Source organism: Bacillus sp. OTU530, from assembly GCF_038440375.1.
The window spans coordinates 1-20,053 of the sequence record NZ_JASATP010000022.1 but is presented as its reverse complement, the minus strand read 5'-3'; the positions used below and the strand labels follow the sequence as shown (position 1 = coordinate 20,053).

Below are 20,053 nucleotides of genomic sequence, written 5' to 3'. Positions count from 1 at the left end.
CTTCACTTCCCAATCTGGCTTGTGAAGGCAGGATTCACCTCAAATACAGCGACTCCCATTTTGGCAGCTCGGCTGTGAATGCTATCCTGCATCTTTTTATAGGCAAACAGGCTCATTCTTCGATTTTGCTTCCGATTGCGGTAACGTCCGGCAGACTTGGAGAGGGTTGTATCCAATGCTTCTAACACAATCGGCTTATTCCTTTGAACGGCGATGTCCACCAAACGAATCGCTTCTGCTTCTAGAATTTTTGTGATTTGTCCGCTTCGTTTTCCTTCTAAGGAGAAATAGAGACAAGAGGAGGAAAGTAATTGTCCTTGTCCATTCACATGGGAGAAGGCAATATGATTGTAGTTAACGTCCACACCGATGACACCATCTGCTTTTGAGTGATTGAGATGAGGATGTTCTGGCTCTTCTACGATACATTTGATGATATAGTACGTACCATGGTCTTCGATAGACCAACCCATTGACTGGCCATCCTTCTTTTTATTTTGACAGGAAAGCTGCGTGGCGATAGATTCTTGCACCCGGTCTTGTCCATAAGGAAAATACACATACGGAAGTATAAGCGCTCGCCCCGTAATACTTCTGACGTGTAAGGTTTGGCTTTGTGCATCATATTGGAACACAAAGTTCCCATACTTCGCATCCTTCCGTCCAGAGAGCGTCATCTTGGCGTTTCTTTTGTAACAGAATGCATGTCTCCACGCCACATAACTCTTTTGATCCTTACGCATTGTATATTGCTTACGAAAGAAGGAACGAGAGCCGAACAAAACCGAAGGAATCTCTCGTCTTAGTTTCTCCTTTTTCTGCTCCTGCCGAAGGAGACGATGCCGGAGTTGTCCGATTCTTGCCTTGAGACGTTTGAGCTCTTTATCTATATGCCGATGCTCAAACAGGTAGGGGGAGAACCAAACCTGTGTCTCGTTCTTACGATGAAGCGCATATACCGCACCGGAAGCTGTTTGATGCACCCGATTGTTGAAAATCAAAGGATATTGAAGCTGGCTCGCACTTATTTAAACTTCTAACCCCCATGAGTTGAAAAAGACGATATAATAACTTTTAAAGTGTAGGGTAGATAATATTTGATTAGCAAAAGGAGGTTCTTTCTCATGAATATTTTAATTTTAGGTGCAACTGGACGAGTTGGAGGTCAGATAGTTACGTATGCCCTTCGTGACAGACATCGTGTTACTGTATTAGTTCGCACTCCCGAGAAGATTAAAATAAATAATGAAAATTTAACTATTATTCAAGGTAATGTTTTAAATAAAGATGATATCGTACGTGCAATACATGGGATTGATGTAGTTATCAGTGCACTAAATACTGATGGCACAACTACTCTATCAGAAAGTATGCCACTTATTATCGAAGCAATGGAAAACGAAGGTATAAAACGAATAATAACTATAGGAACTGCAGGTATTCTGCAAAGTAGAACCACGCCAAATTCTCTGCGTTATCAATCAAGTGAATCAAAGCGTAAGTCAACCCGTGCAGCGAAAGAACATCATAAAGTTTACGATGTGCTCAAGCAATCAACACTCGAATGGACGATTGTCTGTCCTACGTATTTACCGGATGGAGAAAGTGTAGGTAAATATCGTGTAGACCGTAATTTTTTGCCAGAAGACGGTGTTGAAATATCCGTACCGGATACAGCAGAATTTACATTTAGCCAGATAAAAAGTAACGATTATATAAAATCACGTGTGGGCATCGCTTACTAATACTATTACTACTTGGTTATTGGCACGGAACTTATTTCTCAAAAAGGAGCACACTTGAAAAGCCTAAAGGAATCATGGCTTGATACAACAACAGCACATGGAAAAATGCTGTTTACTATTTTTGCTAGAATTGCACAACTTGAAAGGGATTTAACCTCTGAACGGACAAAGGAGGGGATTTTGGCTGCAAGGAAACGAGGAAAGCTTCCTGGAAGGCCGAAAACCGATGAGGAAAAAGTTAATTATGCCTTATATCTTGTAGATCAAGGGATGATTCGTACGGATGCAGCAGAGCAAGCTGGTATCTCCCGTATGACTCTATATCGAAAGGTACAGAAGAATAACTAAGGAAAACAAACAACGAGGAAAGCAAAGTAGAGATATTATCTGATTAGTACTGTCTACTTTGCCCCTCTAATTACACGGGCGCTGGTACTGAGCCAAGTTCCAATCTCTATACAAATAACCTCTCGCGCTTTTTTATGATTTTGTGTTTTAAATTCTTACTATTATTTTTCTTCATACTTTCACCTAACTACTATAAACTCCGTATGTAAACAAATCTATCCTCTGTTTCTTTCCGAATCCTGAATTAGGGATTCGACCGAGATACATGTAATTTTGGGTCATAGTCTGTGTTTTGTTACACTCTTATTCAAGGTTTAGTCAAACTGTTATTTTTCATTAACTAAACTGTAAACAAGTTATGATAAGTTAGATATTCTAAGGTATTCTCCAACAAAAGGCAAGAATAGTTTCCATAGTTAAACCATAAAGAAAAGATGAAATGACATGACATTAGAATGTTTAAATTCAGAAACATAATGTTAAATTTTGTGTAGCATGCCTTGACCCATTTGCACGAAGAAAAACAACCAAATAATAACAAACTAGAAAATGTACTTTTTTGATTGGAGTGAAAACATGATACTCAAGGTAAAAAAGATAGCACAAATAGGAGATCATATCCTTTTTAAGGATGGAATCAAAGGGATCGTAGAGAAAATCAATCAAAATTCAGTTATTGTAAATGTAACCGAAAATAAGACAGAATTGGAGTTTGAGGGAAATAGAACAGTTGTAGCGCATAAAAATTATAAGGTTATTGATTATGCATGAAGTGAAAATGTGCCTCCACCGATAGAAGGATAGATCCCGGTACAAATGAAACAGGGTCATAATCTAGAAATAACATCCAGAATATGACCCGTTTTTACACGTATGTAAGCTCTTTTGTTGATTTACTACCTACTGAATTATAGGTATTATATATGAACTAACACTTTTTCTTTTATAACACGTACATAGCGTACTAAAGAAGAGTCTATAATTGAACCTCCTTTTTGATTGGCCACAATAAAAAACTGGCTGCATTCCATCCTTTCTAATACTTCTTGTACAATCTCTTCCTTGTTTACATCTAACCCTTTTATGATTGTTTCCTTTTGAATCTCATTATCCAAAGTATAGCAAACAGTAAATTCCTTCACCTTTAATCTTCCCTTTTCGCAAAATTTATATATTGCATTAAGTATGCAATTAGTGTTCTGTTTTGTCTTTTCTAGACTCTATACATGAAACAAGTACCCATAATGATAAAATTAAGGACAGCATTCCTACTATTTTTGTGATATAGACATGTGTGTCATCTATAAATATTTCATAAATGCCATAGATAAAACCCGAAAAGATAACTATAAAATCGGGTATAGAAATTCTCATTTCTCTCACTCCCTTGTATCGACCACTTATATTTATTCGCAAGGAACCTCACTTTTAAGGGGGGAATTAAGTACAATTCTTCACAATCTTTGCTGTAAAAGGGGGCCTTTCCAGAAACAACCGTAATAAACGTACAGCTGCAATTACATGAAATGGAGATTTCAACTCATAATTAGATTAGGAAGGTCTTAAGCATATAAAAAGCGAACCGCCGCAGCGACTCGCCTCTGATGAATGTATGCACCAATAGCTAATACTTAGGCACTGATTACCGCATCAAGGATAGTTTCCACTCGCTTGTCCTTTACCTCATAATAAATTTCCAAGCCTTTGCGTGTTCCTGAAATAACCTTGACAGACTTCAATTTCGATAGATGTTGGCTAACTGTACTTTGTGGCATTCCGAACTCCTCGTAAAGAGAAGTTACATTTAACGGGCCGTTTTCGATCATGAATTTTACAAGTGCAAGTCTTACAGGATGGGCAACTACTTTTAACAGGTCTGCGCTATCATTAAATTTTTCAATATTCATTTCATTATTCCCCTTCTCTTTTCACCCTTTCATCATAATGCATTAATGTTACGAAGATATTAATATATTGATACGATCAAATAACTTTTTTGTTGCAATCTACTTACACAATTATGCCGTTCAGTCCTATCCCTACACTCTATAATCGTATTATTTATATTCAAAAATTATAACATATAATGTAAATCATACTTTATAATGTTAAGTGCTTTTCTATTTTACATCTTAATTCAAAAGGGAATTAAGGCCGATATAGAAAATGAACTACAATATCGTCTGATTGTCGAAAATGCATCCATCTGTAAATCTAAATTCTGAACAGATGTTGAGACACGAGCATATCCTACTCTCCTTTTGATTGTACATATAAAGTTTCATCTCCTACAAGATGTACCTCCAGCGAAACAGAAAAAAACACGCTAAGGATTTTTGAATCATTTCAGCCTCAGTTTAATATCTTTCATGAATTAAAACATGGTAAAAGTCATAAAATAAGCAGGATAAGAACAAACGTTCCTTTATAATTAAGAACAAAAGTTCCCTTTAGGGGTGGTCATATGTATAACTATTCCATAATGCCAAAACGTCTCATACTTTGTGTGGATTTAAAATCATTCTATGCAAGCTGTTCGGCCTTGAGTTTAGGTTTAGATCCTCTCAAACATAAATTAGCGGTAGTCGGCAATACAGAAAGAGAGGGATCAATTGTTCTTGCAGCCACACCTCCATTAAAAGCTTTAGGAATTAAACAAGGATCTCGATTATATGAAGTTCCAAGGAGAAAGGACATACATATTGTTAATCCTTCAATAGCTCATTATATAAAGGTATCTAATCACATTTCTTCAATATTATTGCGATATGTTCCTATTGAAGATTTTCATGCTTATAGCATAGATGAAGCACTAATTGATGTGACTCATTCACTACACTTATTCGCAAAGTCACCAGCTGAATTAGCTACAAAGATTATTGAAAACATAAAGAGGGAAACTGGTATTATCAAGACCTAAATTATAAAAATCCTTAAAAATAAAGAAGAGCATATATTAGTCATGTGTAATATGTGCTCTTCTTTTATTCCATTAAAGCACCTGCTAGTTCTATAAGCAACCTCGATAAGTAAAAAAAACAAACACTTTCTACCTAAGGAAAGGTTTGTTAGATAAGACTAATTATTTTAATTTAAGTATTATTTTTCCTTTTGCTCTTCCCGCCTCTGCATACTCCAATGCTTTTTGGGCATCTTCGAAAATAAAAACTTTATCAAGTGTAGGCTTAATCACTTCTGACTCTAACATTTCTGTTAAAATTTTCAACTGCTCTCCACTATGCTTCATAAAAAGAAACGTATATTGGACATTATGTTTTTTTTCTAGCTTCGTAAGTTTATAACTTGCAATTGAAAATAAGGTTTTTTTAAATGAGCTAAATCCGTTTTCTTTAGCAAAGCGACCATTCGGGATTCCAGATATAGAAACAATCTTTCCTCCTTTTTTTAATGTTACAAATGATCTCTCTAACGTCGCCCCCCCAATGGTATCAAGAACTGCGTCGTAGTCACGAATCGAATGTTCGAACTTTTCTGTCTTGTAATTAACAACTTCGTCAGCGCCAAGAGATTTTACTAAATCACTACCATCACTAGCTGTAGTTGCGACAAAAGCACCCATATGTTTTGCAAGTTGGATAGCAAATGTTCCTACTCCCCCTGATCCTGCATGTATTAATATTTTATGTCCTTTTTCAATTCGCAGAATATCATGTAAAGCTTGGTAGGATGTCAATCCGACTAGAGGGATGGAGGCGGCTTCTTCAAAACTTAAATTTTTAGGTTTTAATGCAATATCTTCTTGGTTAACAGAGAGATATTCAGTAAAAGTTCCCATTTTATTTGCTCTAGGTCGACCATATACCTCATCACCGACTTTAAACTTCGTGACACTAGTACCTACTTCAACAATTTTTCCAGAAAAATCGTTTCCTAAAATTAACGGCAGCTTGTATTTCAATAATAATTTTAATTCACCTTTTCGAATTTTTGTATCAAGAGGATTTATACTTGCCGCATATATCTCAACTAAGACCTCGTCATTATTTATTTTGGGCATAGGGAAGTCTAAAAAACTTGGTTTTTTACCGTAGTTTTCAATTGCTAAAGCTTTCATTACAATCCTCCACATTTTTATTTAACGCACATGTATCTTTTCATAACGAACCTAAGAAAAAAGATTATGAATATCCCTAGATGGGATATTCATATTAAATAAATTATTTTAAGAAAGGATAATCTGTATAACCTTCTTTTCCTCCTGCATAGAGCGTGTTTTTATCAGGTTCGTTTAGGGGAGCACCTGATTGAATCCGTTCTACAAAGTCTGGATTAGCTAGTACCCAAGTGCCTACTGTGACAACATCTGCAAGATTATTATCTACATCAGACGAAAGTTGATCTAGAGGACGACCTGGACGGTTAACAAGAAGTGATTGATCCCAAAGTTGACGCACATCTTTTAGGAATTGCTCGTTTCCAAAGTGCATTAAATGCAGATATGCAAGGTTAAGCTTATTTAATTCACTTATTAAATAGCGATACATCTCAAGGCTAGTTTCCCCCTCATCAATGCCTTGCAGTGTTCCTTGAGGAGAAAAACGGATGCCTGTTCTTTCTGCTCCTATTTCATCAACAACTGCTTTAGCTACTTCAATAGCGAATCGAGAACGACCCTCAATCGTACCACCGTATGCATCTTGACGATGATTGGAGTTTTCACTAAGGAATTGTTGGATCAGATAACCATTCGCTCCGTGAATTTCAACTCCGTCTGCACCAGCTTCAATTGCTGAACGTGCTGCTAAACGAAACTCATTGATAACATCTTTTATCTCAAGCTCACTCAATTCTCTTGGTGTTGGAATTTCTTTCATTCCTTCTGCCGTGAAAATTTCTACACCAGGTGCAATAGCTGACGGTGCAACTGCTTGGCGGTGGTGAGGTGTGTTATCAGGGTGTGATACACGTCCCACATGCATAAGCTGAACAAAAATATGACCGCCTTCACTATGAACTTTAGAAGTTACTTTTTTCCACCCTTTAATATGATTTTCTGTATAAATACCAGGTGTATTAGTGTAACCTTGCCCATCATCTGAAGGTTGGGTTCCTTCGCTTATAATTAAACCGACTGAAGCACGCTGACCATAGTACTCTGCTACTAAATCGCTCGGCGTACCATCTGGTAAAGCTCTACTTCTAGTCATCGGAGCCATACCTATACGATTTTTTAAGTCAATGTTTCCGATACGAACTTTTTCAAATAATCTGCTCATATGAATACTCCTTTTTAATAAGAATTAGAATCAAGAAATGAATTTACGTGTTCTGCAAATAGTTCTGGAAATTGAAACAGATGCCCGTGACCAGAATCAGGATATATAATCAGCTGTGCTTTGGGTAATTTCTCTGTTAAGATATAACTGTTTTTAGTCGGTACCATCACATCATTAACACCATTAGTAACAAGTACAGGGTGTTTGATGTTTTGTAACCATTCATAATCATGATTAGATTTTTGTTTAGCCCATTTTGCAATGGCTTGTAATTGTGCCTCTTTTACTTGTTCTGAACTGTTTACTTTTTTCTGATTAAAAATTCTTTGTAGTGAAGCCATTCCTGCAGATTTACTTGTTTCGGTTTGTTCGTAGAAAAAGAACATAAAATCATTTATTCCGTCTTCTTCCGTTCCGCCGTGACGATTCATTCTTTCAAAAATCTCTAGATTTGGATTAATACCAGATTCAGGCGAAGTACCTGCCATAATAATTTTTCTTACTAAATCTCCTTCTTGTAAAGCTAGCTCTTGTGCAACCATGCCACCAATGGAAAAACCAAGAATGTCAACTTGTTCTAATCCAAGAGCTTTTATAAATGTTGCTGTATCTTTTGCCATATCAGCAATTGTAGTAGGCGTTAGTCCATCGGTCTCACCAACCCCTTTATTGTCAAATAGGATTACTGGGCGTGTATTTGCAATAGGTTCAAGCATGTTTGGATCCCAGTTTTCCATCGTTCCTCTAAAGTGAACAAGAAATACTACTGGTATACCATCTTGTGTACCAAATTTTCTATATGCGTAACGAGTTCCATCTGCTTCAATAAATTCTGATTCTGTTGGTATTTTAAAGTTTGTCATTTTTGTGTTCCTCCTTAGAAATTAAAAAACGATTTTATAAGTATGCATAGTATGAATTATGATGGTTTGTTTCATATCAATTTTAGAATGAACGTTCTAAAAAGGGTAAAAAAAGAAAGCTAGTCCAACACTGAAAGTGCTAGAGTGATGATGCCTTCTAATTCTTTTTTATTATAATTAGTTTTTATTAGTACTCTTATACCTACCAAATTGTTGTGTAAGAAACGAGATGTGTTATCAGAATCGATTTCTTTTGATAGCTCTCCACTAGTTTGGCCCCGTTTTATAAGGTTATTAAACATATCTTCAGTACGGTTAAACATTTTTGTAACTATGCGTCCAATTTCTTTGTCCAACAAAGATAATTCAATGGCTGCATTTACTGATAGACAACCTTTTGGGTATTGTTCAATGGAATTCAGTGTGAAAATAAAAACATCACGTATCGCCTGTTTAATGGATGAAGTGCTGCTAATTATGCTTTCCATCTCATTGACGATGAGTTCTTCATAGTGATTAAGGGAAGCTAAAAACAATGAACGCTTGTCACCAAATGTGTCATATATACTCCTGCGGTGTATCCCCATATGATCCACCAAATCTTGCATGGATGTTTTTTCATAACCCTGTTCCCAGAAAAGCTCCATTGCTTTTCTTAATACTGCTTTTTCGTCAAACTCTTTACTTCTAGCCATTTTATTTCTCCTTAAAAAAATCCATGAACCAATACTAACAAAAACAAACGTCATAATCCATTATAGAATGAACGTTCTAAAATAAACACATGAATTTCAAACCATGATTAAATAATACCCTTTTTAGAACGATTAGTAAAGAATTATAACTAACCAATAATCCCCAACATATTTGCTACATATCACAATGTTATCCGTTAACTTTCACTTAGGGGTACCGCCAAACATTTCTTCTATTCGTTTAGTTTCTTCAGGATTGTTTTCTTCCACTGTTTCAATTAATGGATCAAACTCTTCTACAGATGCACTCATACCAAATAAACAAGAAACAGCAATTAGAAAAAACCATCTGAGCCCTTACTCAACCAAACTGCCCCTTTCGTTGCATAAGAACCTGAAAGAAGAGAAAAATTAAGACAAGAAGAATTAAAAGGAAATCCTTCTAGAAGCGTTCACGGTGGAGGTCTTGCTGATTTAGTTGGTAGCTTAGTTTGGAAAGGTACGGGAATTCTTATTCTTGTAATCATAATCGGCTTTATTTTTGTATCACTCTTCTGTTTCTTTATCTTCCCCCATTTGAACACCCCCTAATTAAGCAACCAGTCCTTTTAATTGTTACCACAAACAACCATTATCCTTGTTGAACTATCCTGCCCCGTTAGTCGAATAAGAAAAAGGGGCTGCCGCAGCGACCCGATTGTTCAACGAAAGCCCCCTTTACTTTAAGTAAAATTGGCTCAAATTCTCGGGATATACCGAGTGTTTTTTTGTAAATAATAAGATTGTTAAACTATAAGTTGGGGAGGACTTGCATGCAACAGGATCAACAAACTAAAGAGAATTTGGGTTCTATTATGAAACCAGAATTTGCCGGAACTGATGCACAAAAAGTAAAACAAGAAATTCAAAAAGATGTAAGCGAAGGACAAGGTGCAATGACTTCCCGAGAGGCAGGAGCAATGCGCGAATAAAAAACCACTCTGAGTGGTTTTTTATTTTTCTGCTTCAAAATTAAACACTTACATCTCTCATTTCGATTTGATGGAGATGCTGCAAATTTAATGATTAAGCACGGTTGGTTTGAAAGACCACCTCAAGCGATTGACCGTGAATATCTTGCTAAAGAAAAAAACAAACAAATATAGCAGAAGTTTAGCTACATTAATTGGGCACCCCTTATTTTATTGAGCTAACCTGCTATCTAGCTTAATAAGAACCGCCGTTTCAATTTCGAGAAACAGGTCTATAATTCCTAAAAAAGAATTTTTGGGGAGAGATGAACTTGTTATTATCTCAAGCATGGGAAACGTATGAATCTGATAAACGTATTGAAGGCTTTTCGCCGCAAACATTAAAAGCATATAAACTACAGTCCGGCTTACTTATACGCTTTTTTAATGATGTTCAACTTGATACGATCACTACAGATCAATTAAAAGCTTATTTAGCAAAATCAAGTGAAAGCCTCAAGCCTGCAAGTTTGGCTCATAGAATTCGATTTATGAAATCATTATTTCGATGGTCTCATGAAGAAGGGCATATTCTCAAAAACCCAGCAGCTAAAATAAAAGAACCTAAAACCGGGAAACGAATTCCTAAATTTTTGACCGAAATGGAAATTGAACATTTACGGGAAGCTTGCTGTTCCCCAATGGAAAAGGCTCTGTTTGAATTCATGTTTTCCACTGGATGTCGAATAGGTGAAGTTGTTACCCTAGATAGAGGTAGAATTAATTGGTCAAACCGGTCAGCTGTTATAAGAGGTAAAGGCGATAAGGAACGGGAGGTCTATTTTAATATCCGCTGCGAAATTTGGTTAAAACGATACCTGGATAGTCGTGTAGACAGGGATCCTGCTATCTTTGTCACGGAACGCGATCCTCATCGAATGGGCATTGCCATGATGCGATACATAATTAAGCGGATTTCCAACCGTGCTGGCATTAACAAAGACATTCATCCGCATCAACTGAGGCACAGCTATGCAACCCATTTATTGAATAATGGAGCACCTCTCGATGTTATTCAAAGCTTATTAGGTCATGAAAAAAGTAAAACTACCCGGATTTATGCGCAATTAAGCGGAAGCATCAGACAGGAATTTTATAGGAAGTATTTTTAGTGTCATAGATAAGCACCCCAAAAGTCAGAATTCAGCTCTAACTTTTGGGGTGGGAGTACAGATACGTTCCTTTTTCACTCTTGCACCCATATAGTTTAAGTACATTGTTTCACAAACTTTAAGACGCATTTTCATTTTTTACAGGAATGTTGCGGCCAATTCCACTGCCACCACCAGTGACCACGATAACTTTTTCTCTAAACCTTTCATATACATAAATGCTCCTTCGGAATTTTATAGTAATATCAAGTCCCGTTTATTAGGTAAGTTCTTTCACTGATCGAATCGGCTCTCAGTACCAGCGATTTTCACCTGCGTAGACATTCCCAGACAACAAAGCAGCACGACCATTCCTGTTTTATGGGGACTATCTGTTTTTCCTGCATTATTTCAGAATCCCGTATTGGCTCCCGTCTACTTTTTCCAGCCACTCCGTAGATCCATTCTCGCCAGGAACTTCGATTGCCAGATGAGAGAACCAGCTATCCGGTGCTGCTCCATGCCAGTGTTTTACTCCCTCCGGAATATTGATACAGTCACCCGGTTTCATTTCAATAGGTGTTTTTCCCCATTCCTGGTAATAGCCACGGCCTCCAACACAGATTAAAATCTGTCCGCCACCTTTGTCAGCGTGGTGAATGTGCCAATTATTGCGGCAGCTCGGTTCAAAAGTTACATTATTAATACCGACCTGACTGACGGATATCGGCGCAAGATAACTCTGCCCAACAAAATACTGAGCGTACGCATCATTCGGTGCGCCAATTGGGAACAGAATTGTGTTCTGAAACTTATCTTTCTCCGAAACCCCTAAATCCTGTTCATTCCATACTTCTGTAGCAAGGCGAAATGCTGCCCATGCCTTTGGCCATCCTGCATAAAACGCTGTATGAGTAAGGATAGCTGCGATCTCTGCCTTCGTAACCCCATGTGCCTTCGCATTCTGCAGATGAAAAGTCAGAGAGGAATCTGTGATTCCGGAAGACATTAATGCTACCACTGTAATAATGCAGCGGGTTTTAAGATCAATGTCCTCATTATTCCAGTTCTCTCCAAATAATACATCATCGTTATAGTGTGCGAACTCTGGAGCAAAAGCTCCAAGCTGCGATCTGCCGGCTGTCTGTACAATTTTTTTACTCATTATTTCAATCTCCTTTCATTCATACCGATCCTTTTATCCAAGCAAAATATTATTTCAATATTTAAACTGCTCTACAACAAAGCTTGAATTATCAAAGTAATCATTTCCCGTTTGTTTGATATAGTCAGATGGTACGGATGCATTATATATCCTTTGCAAAGAGTCTTTGTCTCAAAGTCCACCGTCATAACAATCTGGTAACCTGCTCCCTCCCAGCCTTTGCTGAATCCAACCTCAAGGTCTACTACTCCGGGAATTTTATTTTTTACTTCTTCAATGTCGGCAAGTTCTTTCTGCTTTACATAATTATGATATCATCTTTAAACGAAGTGCTAAAAATGTGTCTGATCATTCTCCAATTCCTACCTGGTTCATAATGATTAAACTACGACCTCAAAATCACCGCGTTCTTCATACATCTTCCAGTATTCTTTAGCGATATTTTCTGGGCTGTGATCCGTTGCGGGGTCAATCACACCGCTTACGATAACGCTGCCCACGAAAATGCCCTTTGGTTCCAATTCATAGTGGAGTATAATGTTCATAGCGTTCAGTGCAGCCTTGTCGATGCTAAGAGGTTTCAGGAACATTATCGGCTGGAATGTTTTTGCGAAACCGCCACCAGTAAAAATGATTGCTCCCTTTTTAGATGCAAATTCCTCAGTTGCAACAAGAGTTGCACAATGATAAGCGCTGGCAGCATCTACCTGATATCGCTCCATCAGCAGCTCGCTTGTAATTTCTCTTTCACCGTCAGGTTCGGTTATTCCAACATTATAAACAAGAGCGTCGGGTGTTCCCAATTCTCTCTGCACTTCATGAATTGCCTTTGTAAGAGTCTCCGGCTTTGCGGCGTCAGCTACTTTTGTATAGACTTCATAGCCAAGACCTTTAAATTCCTCCTCATACTGTTTCAAGCGTTCTGTACTTCGCGCAATTAAAACCACTTTGAAATCATGTGATGCAAACTCTCTTGCTACCGCATTACCAAGCCCTTTACCTGCACCCACTAAAATCAATGTTTTCTTTTCTATAGTGTCTACTCCCTTTCTTTACTGAACAAAACCTCAAGCTGTGCCAAAACAAATATTGAGTGTTCAAAATATTTTTAATATCAAAATTTAACAGTCACTCATTATCGATTTATATTTGTAAATAAAACAATTAATATAATGAGCTTACCAAACGGGGCTAGCGCCACCGTCGATGTTCACTGCCACGCCCGTCACATAGCTCGCTGCGGGCGAGGCCAAGAAAGTAATTACACGAGCTGCCTCATCCGCATCACCTATGCGTCCAAGCGGGAATGCCTTCCCTTTTTCACGGGAGTACTCATCCCAGGTAAGCTCAGGGGATTCTTTCTGCCAAATCCGCTCGAATTGAGGGGTGCGAATGGTGCCGATACAGACTGCGTTGACGCGAATTCCGTAAAGGCCTAAATCTTTGCTCATCGCTTTTGTCAGGGCGAGTGCGCCCGCCCGCGTCACCGACGATGGTAGCGAGCCCGCTCCCGGCGTCTTGGCGCCTGTACCCAATACGTTGATAATGGCTCCACCTCCGGCCGCCTTGAGATGTACCGCTGCAGCCCGGGAGCAGTGAATCAACCCTTGCAGCTTGAGTGCGATGTCGGCCTCCCACTCCGCGTCGCTGACCTGCTCAATCGTTGCGGCGGCGGCGCTGCCGGCATTGTTCATCAGAATATCCAAGCGCCCAAACCGAGCCACCACCTCAGCTACCGCCCGCTCACAATCGGCAGGCACAGAGACGTCAGCTGTAATCAACAGAGGGGATTTACCCGCCTGCGTCCTAACCTGCTCTGCCGCCAGCTCCAGCTTAGCCAGCGTCCGAGCGGCGATGGCAACCTGAGCGCCTTCTTTCGTCATCTGGATGGCTGTGGCAAGGCCAAGCCCCTCGCTGCCGCCCGTAATCAATGCCACTTTCCCTTGTAACTCTAGATTCATGGGGTTTTTCCTCCTCTTATATCCTTATTTAAATTATTACTGATTCATTGAGATGTTAAATCATAGGTTTTTCCCAATCGCCTCTAACCTCAACGCCGGTTTCTTTTGCCGCCTTTTCAAGTTCGAGGATTTCCCGTGCTGTCAAATTGACCTCGGCAGCTTTTATTGCATCTTCAATATGCGACGTTTTCGTCACACCAATAATCGGTACCGTTCCTTTTGCAATAGACCAAGCTGTTGCAATTTGTGCAGTTGATGCATTGTGTCTACTGCCGATTTCTCTCATTACTTGGACTAAGCTTTCGATCTTGGTAAGCACATCTGGATTAAATGCCTCGCCTCTTCTGGTGCCACTCGGCATAGGATTTTTCGAATTGTATTTGTCAGTTAATGCACCTTGTTCCAGTACCATATATGAAAAGAACACCATATTATTTTCATTGCAGTAATCAATTATTCCGGCTTCTTCCGATGAACGGTAAAGTAAGCTGTAATGGTTTTGGACAGCTGAAATTTTCAGCCCTTCTTTTACCAAGATGCTGGCTGCCAATTTAATTTCGTCCAGATTATGATTGGAGACACCTACATGTTTTATTTTTCCACTTTTCATTAAAGGGATAAGTTTTGGTGTCCATCTTTCCACATCTGCCGGGTTGTGTATCCAATAAATATCAGCATGGTCCAAACCGAGACGGTTTAGGCTTCCTTCCAAAAGTTCCTCAACAGCATTGTCATTGTCTCCCGCCAATTGTGGAGTGAATTTAGTAGAGATTAGCACGTCCTCCCTGCCTTTGATAAAACTTGCCAAAATGTTCTCTGAAGCGTTCATCCCATATACAGCCGCTGTATCCCACAAATTGAATCCAGCACCCATTGCGGCATCAAATACTGGCTTTAAATCCGTTTCTGTAAAATAATTTCCAAAAACCTCATCCCCACCGGCTGCACCAGTGCCCCATGACCATGTACCAAGGGCAATCGGTGGGATTTTATCTTTTTGTAATTTGACTAGTTTCATTACGTTTCACCACTTTCAACATTTATAATCAAAATTTCTCTTATGGCATAGATTTCAGGTGTGCATCCAAATTTTAAGTTAAAAATAAAGATGTGTTATAACTTGCAGCCTTATTATGCAATAAATAAAAACACGGCAGGTATCATAATCCTGTCAAATGATTGCACAATTCTCTCACAGCCATTTACACAAAAAATGAACTTACATTATAATGGGACCATCATGGATGAAGAAACCAAAGGGGATTTTATGTTTGAACAATTATATAAACAAAGAGTTGAGCTGACCAAAATCATAGAGCGTTACACAGGACGGGACGGCTCTCATATTACTGAGATTCCGTCTTTATTTTTTTCCCGGTACTCTGACGATACTGGACCAATTTGCGGAGTTTACAAGCCTTCCTTATTCATTATCGTTCAAGGGATGAAGGAGGTATTACTGGCACAGGAACCCTTCAGGTACGGTCCTGCTGATTACTTGGTTGCATCCGTTAAATTGCCCGTAACTGCACAAGTGACAGAAGCCTCTTCCGAGGTTCCGTATTTGTCTCTCAAAATTGAATTTACACCTAGTCAAATTTTAGAGGTGTTACGTGAAACAAATATGGGGGTTGACAAGAAGGAAAATGCTAAGCGAGGTATGTATCTTGGCAAAATAGAGCCATCTCTGGTGGACGCGGTAACCAGATTAGCTCGACTACTAGATAATCCGAAGGATATTTCGGTACTTGCTCCTTTAATTATGAAAGAAATCATCTATCGAGTTCTGCAAGGAGAACATGGTGGGATGCTGAAACAAATCGCAATAGAAGGAAGCTCTGCCAATCAAATCAGTGACGTAATTGAACACATCATAAATAATTATGAAAAGTCTTTTAAGATTGAGGAACTAGCTGAAATAGCAAATACGAGTGTTTCTTCGCTTCATCGACACTTTAAAGAGGTAACCGCTATGAGCCCGATTCAGTTCCAAAAACAATTAAGACTGCAGGAAGCCCGTCACTTGTTATTATCTGAATCAGCGGATGCCGCTGAAGTTGCATTCCGGGTTGGATATGAAAGCCCATCGCAATTCAGCCGTGAATATTCTCGCATGTTTGGTTTTCCACCTAAAGAAGATATAAAGCGCCTGAGAGAGAAATATGACCAAACTATAAACGGATGAATCCCCTGCCTAATGGTGGGGGTAAATTTTTTTAGAGGAAAAGGGGAAATCCTTTCTGTACATTGTCTTTAACTTGCAATAATAATTGATATTGTGAATATTTTCACTTAAATTAACCTGCCCGTTACTTTAAGTACAGTCCTTCACAATCTATTTTTCCGCAATTTTCTAGATTTACACGGAGTATTATTCCATAATCTTGACCTTAAATGGAATACCATGACTAACGATTTTAAATAGCAGTAATGAAAGGTTACGGCTACTGTCAAAAAGCATGCTTTTTGACAGGCTTGATTTGTCCCAAAAAGAGTATGTCATAAGGATCTAGAAAGGGATTTTGCAATATGTCATTCCTGAAAGGCACTTTATGACATAAGAAAACAAGTTCTTAGCGTGGCTGAATTGAGACATTTCTTCTCTCTGAAGCCCTTAACGTTGTTAATCCGCGTTTTGTTTTGGCAGGCCCCCATGCCCATCAAGCTAAGAATAAGGGACACCCCCAGGACGAAATTTTTGTACGAATTTCTCACTTTTATCGTTTTGGAGGTAATTTGTTTTTTAAGTTGATGGCGATGGGATCCCGCCAACATTTTAACTAAAATAAACCCTAAGCATTAAGCGGATTAATGACCCTTTGGAGGTTCAAACATCATATTGTTTAACTAAGACATTTTTAAGCTATGATTCCAAGTATTAATCAAATTAGCCTTGTAATGTTCTTGCGTCTATAATTAAAAAGTGAGCAGTACGTGCCTTTATTAACCAAGTTCCGTTTTGACGTACATATTCATCATTATATCTAACACTATAGTCAGTAATAACTTCTTTACCATCTTCTTCTCTCACCATTTTCATTTGAGAGTATGAAACACCTGTTGCAGTATCGCCATCCACATTCACAACGTGTTGTCCGTTAATGGAGAAATAACGTTTTACAATAGAAGCGTGACCTGTGAACACCTCTTCTAATTGTTTTGTTCCTGAAACATCAGACACCAATTGGTCACCTACGTAAACCTTATATCTAGTATCAGGCGTAAATAAAAGCACTTGATCTGGAATGTTTTTTTCATCTGTCAAATTTGAAAAAGCATCAACTAATTCTCTTAATTCTAATTTTGCTTGTGAAATTTCTAACGTCATAAATTGTTTCCTCCTTTTATTTTGAAGCGAATTGTATAAAATAATCAAAGAAAAAATAGCTCAATCGAGAAGAGCAAGTATTTGTATTTCTGCATTCTCAACCATTGAACGTTCAGGTCCTACCTTCATCGTTACGGAAAGTTCTATAGCAGAAATGGTTATTGCACTTGCGATGACCAACGTGACTGCGGTAATTTTGCGCCTTCATTGAACAACCTTCTTTCACATTAAATCGTGAGTGAGTACACACTCAATACATGCTGAGCCATACCCACCTTCATAAAGTAAGCCTGAGCGCTAGGCACTCCGTACTTCTTGGAGAGGTAGTCCCAAGTTGGTGCGACTGGTCGTTGCATTTAATTGCTACTTTTTGTTTAGAATGTGATGGTTTGAGGAGTAACTCCTTTTGGATACTCTTCTTCCCATACATTTTTCTCTGTGTAGGCTTGATACCACATATTTGCAATAACATCTGGATCATCAAATGTGCCTGCCCCTGGTTCCTTAATAAACAAACCTAAAGATCGGTGACCAATGAAAATACCTTTAGGTGACAGTTCAGTATGAAGATTGGCAATATAATTGCGCAATCCCGACATAGCGATACCGATATTCCCCATCATTGGAACGGGATAAAGTGCTGATAATCCTGTTGTAAACAGCAAAGAACCTTCCTTCTTAGACAGCATATCCGGCAAAACGGCATTTACGACATTGATGACGCTGACAACATAGCCTTCAAATTGGTCCCTTGCATTCTCCACCGTTAATTCCAATACAGAAGTCGGGGGAAAATTACCCGGTGTAGGACTGAATTCCAGTACATCAATATGGCCATACTTCTCTTTAATTCGGGTAATTTGCCTGTTCAATTTGTTCTTTGCTATAAATATCAGCTGTGAAATAAGAAGCTTGGATACCAGCGACTTTTAGTTCGTCTACCATCTCTTGAAGCTTCACGGCATTTCGCGCAACTAATGCAATTTGAAAGCCTTCCTTACCGAAGCGCTTGGCCAAGGACAATCCGAATCCCTTACCTGCTCCAATTATCGCTATTGTTTTCATACGTTGACCTCCTTTTTTGAATTAATGAAGTTTTATTGCGTTTGACGTTTTTAATTGTAGAACGTAGAATTAAACCATTCAATGGTTAATATTCAGCGATATGATAATTAATAGTCAGATTCTCTTGATTTGACCATTATCTTTATTGGATGGAGAGTTTACAAATGGGTAAAGACAAGGTGGACTTACGTATTCTAAAAACAAGGAAGGCCATTAAAGAAGCCTTCTTGACGCTACTTCAAACGAAAGGCTACGAACGGATAACCATACAGGACATTGCCGACGAAGCCATGATAAATCGAAACACTTTTTATTTACACTATGTGGACAAGCCTGATTTGATGGAGTATTTATGTCAGGAAAGCATGGAAAAATTAAATGTTTGCTTTGACTTGGATATGAAAGATAAAGATATCCATGCAATAGATAAGGAAATGTTTATCTCAAGCTTAAGCGAAATGTTTAAAGCTATAGAAGCCAACATTGTTTTCTTTAGAACGATGCTTAGTCAGAATGGTCAACCTAACTTCTCAACTTATTTAAAGGAAGCATTAAAAGATTTTATTCTTTCTGGTATTGGTGATCATAATCAAAAAATGAAAGTCGGATTGGAGTACATAATTTCAGGGTTAGTAGGCGTGATTTGTATGTGGATTTTAGATCCAGAGTATTTGGTAGTTGAAGAGGTCATCGAACATTTGAGCGAAATTCATTTTAATAACGTTTTGGACTTGTTAAAAGACATTTAATGGAAACAGTTTGGGAGATACCTTATTAGGGTCCCCACCACATCGCCGTCAACTAAAAAACAAATTACCCATGCCTATCAAGCCAATCTAATCATGTATCCCCTATACGAGAAATACGCTATTCTTTTCGTAGAATCATTGAAAAGGATGGCATTTTTTATGGATATTTCACTCTCAGAAGAATTGCGTCTCTTCGCTTAGGAATTACAATGTCATTTATCCCCTGAAATCCTTCATAGACTCGCAAAAGATGTAGGATTTGTCCGTCGGATAAGTAAATACAGTGGGCAAGACCTTGTGTCACTGTGCGTCTGGCTCAGTCAAGAAGTTGCATCTACGTCTCTCAACCAACTATGAAAGACGAATTGAAATAAAACAAAGACACCTAATCCTACTTAACAGATTAGGTGTCTTTGTTTTATTTGTCTTTACTATACTTTTTTGGACAATCTAGTGATTCCTATTAAAAGAAAAACTATACTTAGTACCCATAATAATCCGGCTTGTGCCATGCTTACAGAGTTTTGCTCAGATACCATAAAATCATTCTTAAAATTCGGACCAATTATTAAATTAGTGAAAATAAACATACCAAATCCAAGTATTAAAAAATGAAGTATGAACCAAATATATCCGGCCCCTTTGTATATTATCCATAATAATATGTTATTTGTATCTCTTATGATGTCCCAGTACTTTTATTCAAGGTATAATGGTATCAGTTATAGAAACGGAATACAAAGAGTGCCATTTCATCCATAATGTATGAGATGGAGTTGATTCGAATGTAATTCAT

Annotated in this window: 20 protein-coding genes and 5 pseudogenes; 10 read left to right on the top strand and 15 right to left on the bottom strand. The window is 38.2% G+C overall.

Going from position 1 to position 20,053, the window contains the following annotated elements; translation table 11 throughout:
• Positions 1-2 precede the first annotated feature (2 nt).
• A complete protein-coding gene (locus tag AAHB12_RS16925; RefSeq protein ID WP_342046153.1) occupies positions 3-1,001 on the bottom strand; it encodes an IS200/IS605 family accessory protein TnpB-related protein in 999 nt (332 codons plus the stop codon).
• 123 nt (positions 1,002-1,124) lie between these two features.
• On the opposite strand from AAHB12_RS16925, the gene AAHB12_RS16920 reads away from it, so the two are divergent.
• From AAHB12_RS16920 to AAHB12_RS16910, 3 genes and pseudogenes are all read left to right on the top strand, one after another.
• The gene (locus tag AAHB12_RS16920) at positions 1,125-1,745 is read left to right on the top strand and encodes an NAD(P)-dependent oxidoreductase (RefSeq protein ID WP_342046152.1); all 621 of its coding nucleotides are present in this window, start codon (positions 1,125-1,127) and stop codon (positions 1,743-1,745) included.
• 24 nt (positions 1,746-1,769) lie between these two features.
• Positions 1,770-2,093, top strand: a pseudogene (locus AAHB12_RS16915) (recombinase family protein); the annotation flags it as partial.
• Positions 2,094-2,669: 576 nt separating this feature from the next.
• Positions 2,670-2,864, top strand: a complete 195-nt coding sequence (locus tag AAHB12_RS16910) for a YkvS family protein (RefSeq protein WP_342046151.1) — start codon at positions 2,670-2,672, stop codon at positions 2,862-2,864.
• Between the two features lie 146 nt (positions 2,865-3,010).
• Here AAHB12_RS16910 and AAHB12_RS16905 read toward each other — a convergent pair whose 3' ends face one another.
• Both AAHB12_RS16905 and AAHB12_RS16900 read right to left on the bottom strand, forming a co-directional pair.
• Entirely contained in the window at positions 3,011-3,235 is a 225-nt protein-coding gene (locus AAHB12_RS16905; protein ID WP_342046150.1) for a hypothetical protein, read from the bottom strand.
• A gap of 489 nt (positions 3,236-3,724) precedes the next feature.
• Positions 3,725-4,000: an ArsR/SmtB family transcription factor gene (locus tag AAHB12_RS16900; protein WP_342046149.1), complete on the bottom strand. Its 276-nt coding sequence runs from the start codon at positions 3,998-4,000 to the stop codon at positions 3,725-3,727.
• 557 nt (positions 4,001-4,557) lie between these two features.
• Here AAHB12_RS16900 and AAHB12_RS16895 point away from each other — a divergent pair.
• Positions 4,558-5,001 (top strand): annotated as a pseudogene (locus AAHB12_RS16895) (Y-family DNA polymerase); the annotation flags it as partial.
• Positions 5,002-5,175: 174 nt separating this feature from the next.
• On the opposite strand, the gene AAHB12_RS16890 reads toward AAHB12_RS16895, so the two are convergent.
• From AAHB12_RS16890 to AAHB12_RS16875, 4 genes are all read right to left on the bottom strand, one after another.
• The gene (locus tag AAHB12_RS16890) at positions 5,176-6,168 is read right to left on the bottom strand and encodes an NADP-dependent oxidoreductase (protein ID WP_342046147.1); all 993 of its coding nucleotides are present in this window, start codon (positions 6,166-6,168) and stop codon (positions 5,176-5,178) included.
• A gap of 103 nt (positions 6,169-6,271) precedes the next feature.
• Positions 6,272-7,330 carry an alkene reductase gene (locus tag AAHB12_RS16885; protein WP_342046146.1) on the bottom strand — a complete coding sequence of 353 codons (1,059 nt, stop codon included), beginning with the start codon at positions 7,328-7,330 and terminating at the stop codon, positions 6,272-6,274.
• Positions 7,331-7,344: 14 nt separating this feature from the next.
• On the bottom strand, positions 7,345-8,193 hold the full coding sequence (locus AAHB12_RS16880; RefSeq protein WP_342046145.1) for an alpha/beta fold hydrolase: 849 nt from the start codon (positions 8,191-8,193) through the stop codon (positions 7,345-7,347).
• Between the two features lie 119 nt (positions 8,194-8,312).
• Positions 8,313-8,888 carry a TetR/AcrR family transcriptional regulator gene (locus AAHB12_RS16875; RefSeq protein WP_028401894.1) on the bottom strand — a complete coding sequence of 192 codons (576 nt, stop codon included), beginning with the start codon at positions 8,886-8,888 and terminating at the stop codon, positions 8,313-8,315.
• A gap of 408 nt (positions 8,889-9,296) precedes the next feature.
• Here AAHB12_RS16875 and AAHB12_RS16870 point away from each other — a divergent pair.
• The 3 genes and pseudogenes from AAHB12_RS16870 to AAHB12_RS16860 all read left to right on the top strand — a co-directional run.
• Positions 9,297-9,479, top strand: a pseudogene (locus tag AAHB12_RS16870) (DUF6366 family protein); the annotation flags it as partial.
• 221 nt (positions 9,480-9,700) lie between these two features.
• Complete coding sequence (locus AAHB12_RS16865) at positions 9,701-9,859, top strand: hypothetical protein (protein WP_342046144.1); 159 nt, start codon at positions 9,701-9,703, stop codon at positions 9,857-9,859.
• A 311-nt stretch (positions 9,860-10,170) separates the two neighbouring features.
• A complete protein-coding gene (locus AAHB12_RS16860; RefSeq protein ID WP_342046143.1) occupies positions 10,171-11,010 on the top strand; it encodes a tyrosine-type recombinase/integrase in 840 nt (279 codons plus the stop codon).
• A 385-nt stretch (positions 11,011-11,395) separates the two neighbouring features.
• Here AAHB12_RS16860 and AAHB12_RS16855 read toward each other — a convergent pair whose 3' ends face one another.
• The 5 genes and pseudogenes from AAHB12_RS16855 to AAHB12_RS16840 all read right to left on the bottom strand — a co-directional run bounded on the left by AAHB12_RS16855 (position 11,396) and on the right by AAHB12_RS16840 (position 15,133).
• Entirely contained in the window at positions 11,396-12,154 is a 759-nt protein-coding gene (locus AAHB12_RS16855; RefSeq protein ID WP_342046142.1) for a carboxymuconolactone decarboxylase family protein, read from the bottom strand.
• 71 nt (positions 12,155-12,225) lie between these two features.
• Positions 12,226-12,438, bottom strand: a pseudogene (locus tag AAHB12_RS31835) (Dabb family protein); the annotation flags it as partial.
• A gap of 96 nt (positions 12,439-12,534) precedes the next feature.
• On the bottom strand, positions 12,535-13,173 hold the full coding sequence (locus AAHB12_RS16850; protein WP_342046141.1) for an SDR family NAD(P)-dependent oxidoreductase: 639 nt from the start codon (positions 13,171-13,173) through the stop codon (positions 12,535-12,537).
• Between the two features lie 159 nt (positions 13,174-13,332).
• The gene (locus tag AAHB12_RS16845) at positions 13,333-14,115 is read right to left on the bottom strand and encodes an SDR family NAD(P)-dependent oxidoreductase (protein ID WP_342046140.1); all 783 of its coding nucleotides are present in this window, start codon (positions 14,113-14,115) and stop codon (positions 13,333-13,335) included.
• Between the two features lie 55 nt (positions 14,116-14,170).
• On the bottom strand, positions 14,171-15,133 hold the full coding sequence (locus tag AAHB12_RS16840; RefSeq protein WP_342046139.1) for an aldo/keto reductase: 963 nt from the start codon (positions 15,131-15,133) through the stop codon (positions 14,171-14,173).
• A 249-nt stretch (positions 15,134-15,382) separates the two neighbouring features.
• Between AAHB12_RS16840 and AAHB12_RS16835 the strand changes: the two genes are divergently transcribed.
• Positions 15,383-16,300, top strand: coding sequence for an AraC family transcriptional regulator (locus tag AAHB12_RS16835; protein ID WP_342046138.1), 918 nt, complete (start codon positions 15,383-15,385; stop codon positions 16,298-16,300).
• Between the two features lie 702 nt (positions 16,301-17,002).
• Here the strand turns inward: AAHB12_RS16835 and AAHB12_RS16830 are convergent.
• The 3 genes from AAHB12_RS16830 to AAHB12_RS16820 all read right to left on the bottom strand — a co-directional run bounded on the left by AAHB12_RS16830 (position 17,003) and on the right by AAHB12_RS16820 (position 18,508).
• On the bottom strand, positions 17,003-17,443 hold the full coding sequence (locus AAHB12_RS16830; protein ID WP_342046137.1) for a nuclear transport factor 2 family protein: 441 nt from the start codon (positions 17,441-17,443) through the stop codon (positions 17,003-17,005).
• Positions 17,444-17,817: 374 nt separating this feature from the next.
• A complete protein-coding gene (locus AAHB12_RS16825) occupies positions 17,818-18,315 on the bottom strand; it encodes an SDR family NAD(P)-dependent oxidoreductase (protein WP_342046136.1) in 498 nt (165 codons plus the stop codon).
• Positions 18,290-18,508: an SDR family NAD(P)-dependent oxidoreductase gene (locus tag AAHB12_RS16820; protein WP_342046135.1), complete on the bottom strand. Its 219-nt coding sequence runs from the start codon at positions 18,506-18,508 to the stop codon at positions 18,290-18,292. Before AAHB12_RS16820 ends, AAHB12_RS16825 begins: the two co-directional genes overlap by 26 nt.
• A gap of 164 nt (positions 18,509-18,672) precedes the next feature.
• On the opposite strand from AAHB12_RS16820, the gene AAHB12_RS16815 reads away from it, so the two are divergent.
• Complete coding sequence (locus tag AAHB12_RS16815; RefSeq protein WP_342046134.1) at positions 18,673-19,257, top strand: TetR/AcrR family transcriptional regulator; 585 nt, start codon at positions 18,673-18,675, stop codon at positions 19,255-19,257.
• 159 nt (positions 19,258-19,416) lie between these two features.
• Positions 19,417-19,611, top strand: a pseudogene (locus AAHB12_RS16810) (IS4 family transposase); the annotation flags it as partial.
• Positions 19,612-20,053: the final 442 nt, after the last annotated feature.

What these genes read in the sequence shown, in the direction of transcription:
- AAHB12_RS16820 (WP_342046135.1), bottom strand. Translation starts at nt 18,508, where the DNA reads ATGAAAACAATAGCGATAATTGGAGCAGGTAAGGGATTCGGATTGTCC.
- AAHB12_RS16830 (WP_342046137.1), bottom strand. Translation starts at nt 17,443, where the DNA reads ATGACGTTAGAAATTTCACAAGCAAAATTAGAATTAAGAGAATTAGTT.
- AAHB12_RS16890 (WP_342046147.1), bottom strand. Translation starts at nt 6,168, where the DNA reads ATGAAAGCTTTAGCAATTGAAAACTACGGTAAAAAACCAAGTTTTTTA.
- AAHB12_RS16880 (WP_342046145.1), bottom strand. Translation starts at nt 8,193, where the DNA reads ATGACAAACTTTAAAATACCAACAGAATCAGAATTTATTGAAGCAGAT.
- AAHB12_RS16840 (WP_342046139.1), bottom strand. Translation starts at nt 15,133, where the DNA reads ATGAAACTAGTCAAATTACAAAAAGATAAAATCCCACCGATTGCCCTT.
- AAHB12_RS16920 (WP_342046152.1), top strand. Translation starts at nt 1,125, where the DNA reads ATGAATATTTTAATTTTAGGTGCAACTGGACGAGTTGGAGGTCAGATA.
- AAHB12_RS16910 (WP_342046151.1), top strand. Translation starts at nt 2,670, where the DNA reads ATGATACTCAAGGTAAAAAAGATAGCACAAATAGGAGATCATATCCTT.
- AAHB12_RS16900 (WP_342046149.1), bottom strand. Translation starts at nt 4,000, where the DNA reads ATGAATATTGAAAAATTTAATGATAGCGCAGACCTGTTAAAAGTAGTT.
- AAHB12_RS16855 (WP_342046142.1), bottom strand. Translation starts at nt 12,154, where the DNA reads ATGAGTAAAAAAATTGTACAGACAGCCGGCAGATCGCAGCTTGGAGCT.
- AAHB12_RS16865 (WP_342046144.1), top strand. Translation starts at nt 9,701, where the DNA reads ATGCAACAGGATCAACAAACTAAAGAGAATTTGGGTTCTATTATGAAA.
- AAHB12_RS16835 (WP_342046138.1), top strand. Translation starts at nt 15,383, where the DNA reads ATGTTTGAACAATTATATAAACAAAGAGTTGAGCTGACCAAAATCATA.
- AAHB12_RS16845 (WP_342046140.1), bottom strand. Translation starts at nt 14,115, where the DNA reads ATGAATCTAGAGTTACAAGGGAAAGTGGCATTGATTACGGGCGGCAGC.
- AAHB12_RS16815 (WP_342046134.1), top strand. Translation starts at nt 18,673, where the DNA reads ATGGGTAAAGACAAGGTGGACTTACGTATTCTAAAAACAAGGAAGGCC.
- AAHB12_RS16885 (WP_342046146.1), bottom strand. Translation starts at nt 7,330, where the DNA reads ATGAGCAGATTATTTGAAAAAGTTCGTATCGGAAACATTGACTTAAAA.
- AAHB12_RS16875 (WP_028401894.1), bottom strand. Translation starts at nt 8,888, where the DNA reads ATGGCTAGAAGTAAAGAGTTTGACGAAAAAGCAGTATTAAGAAAAGCA.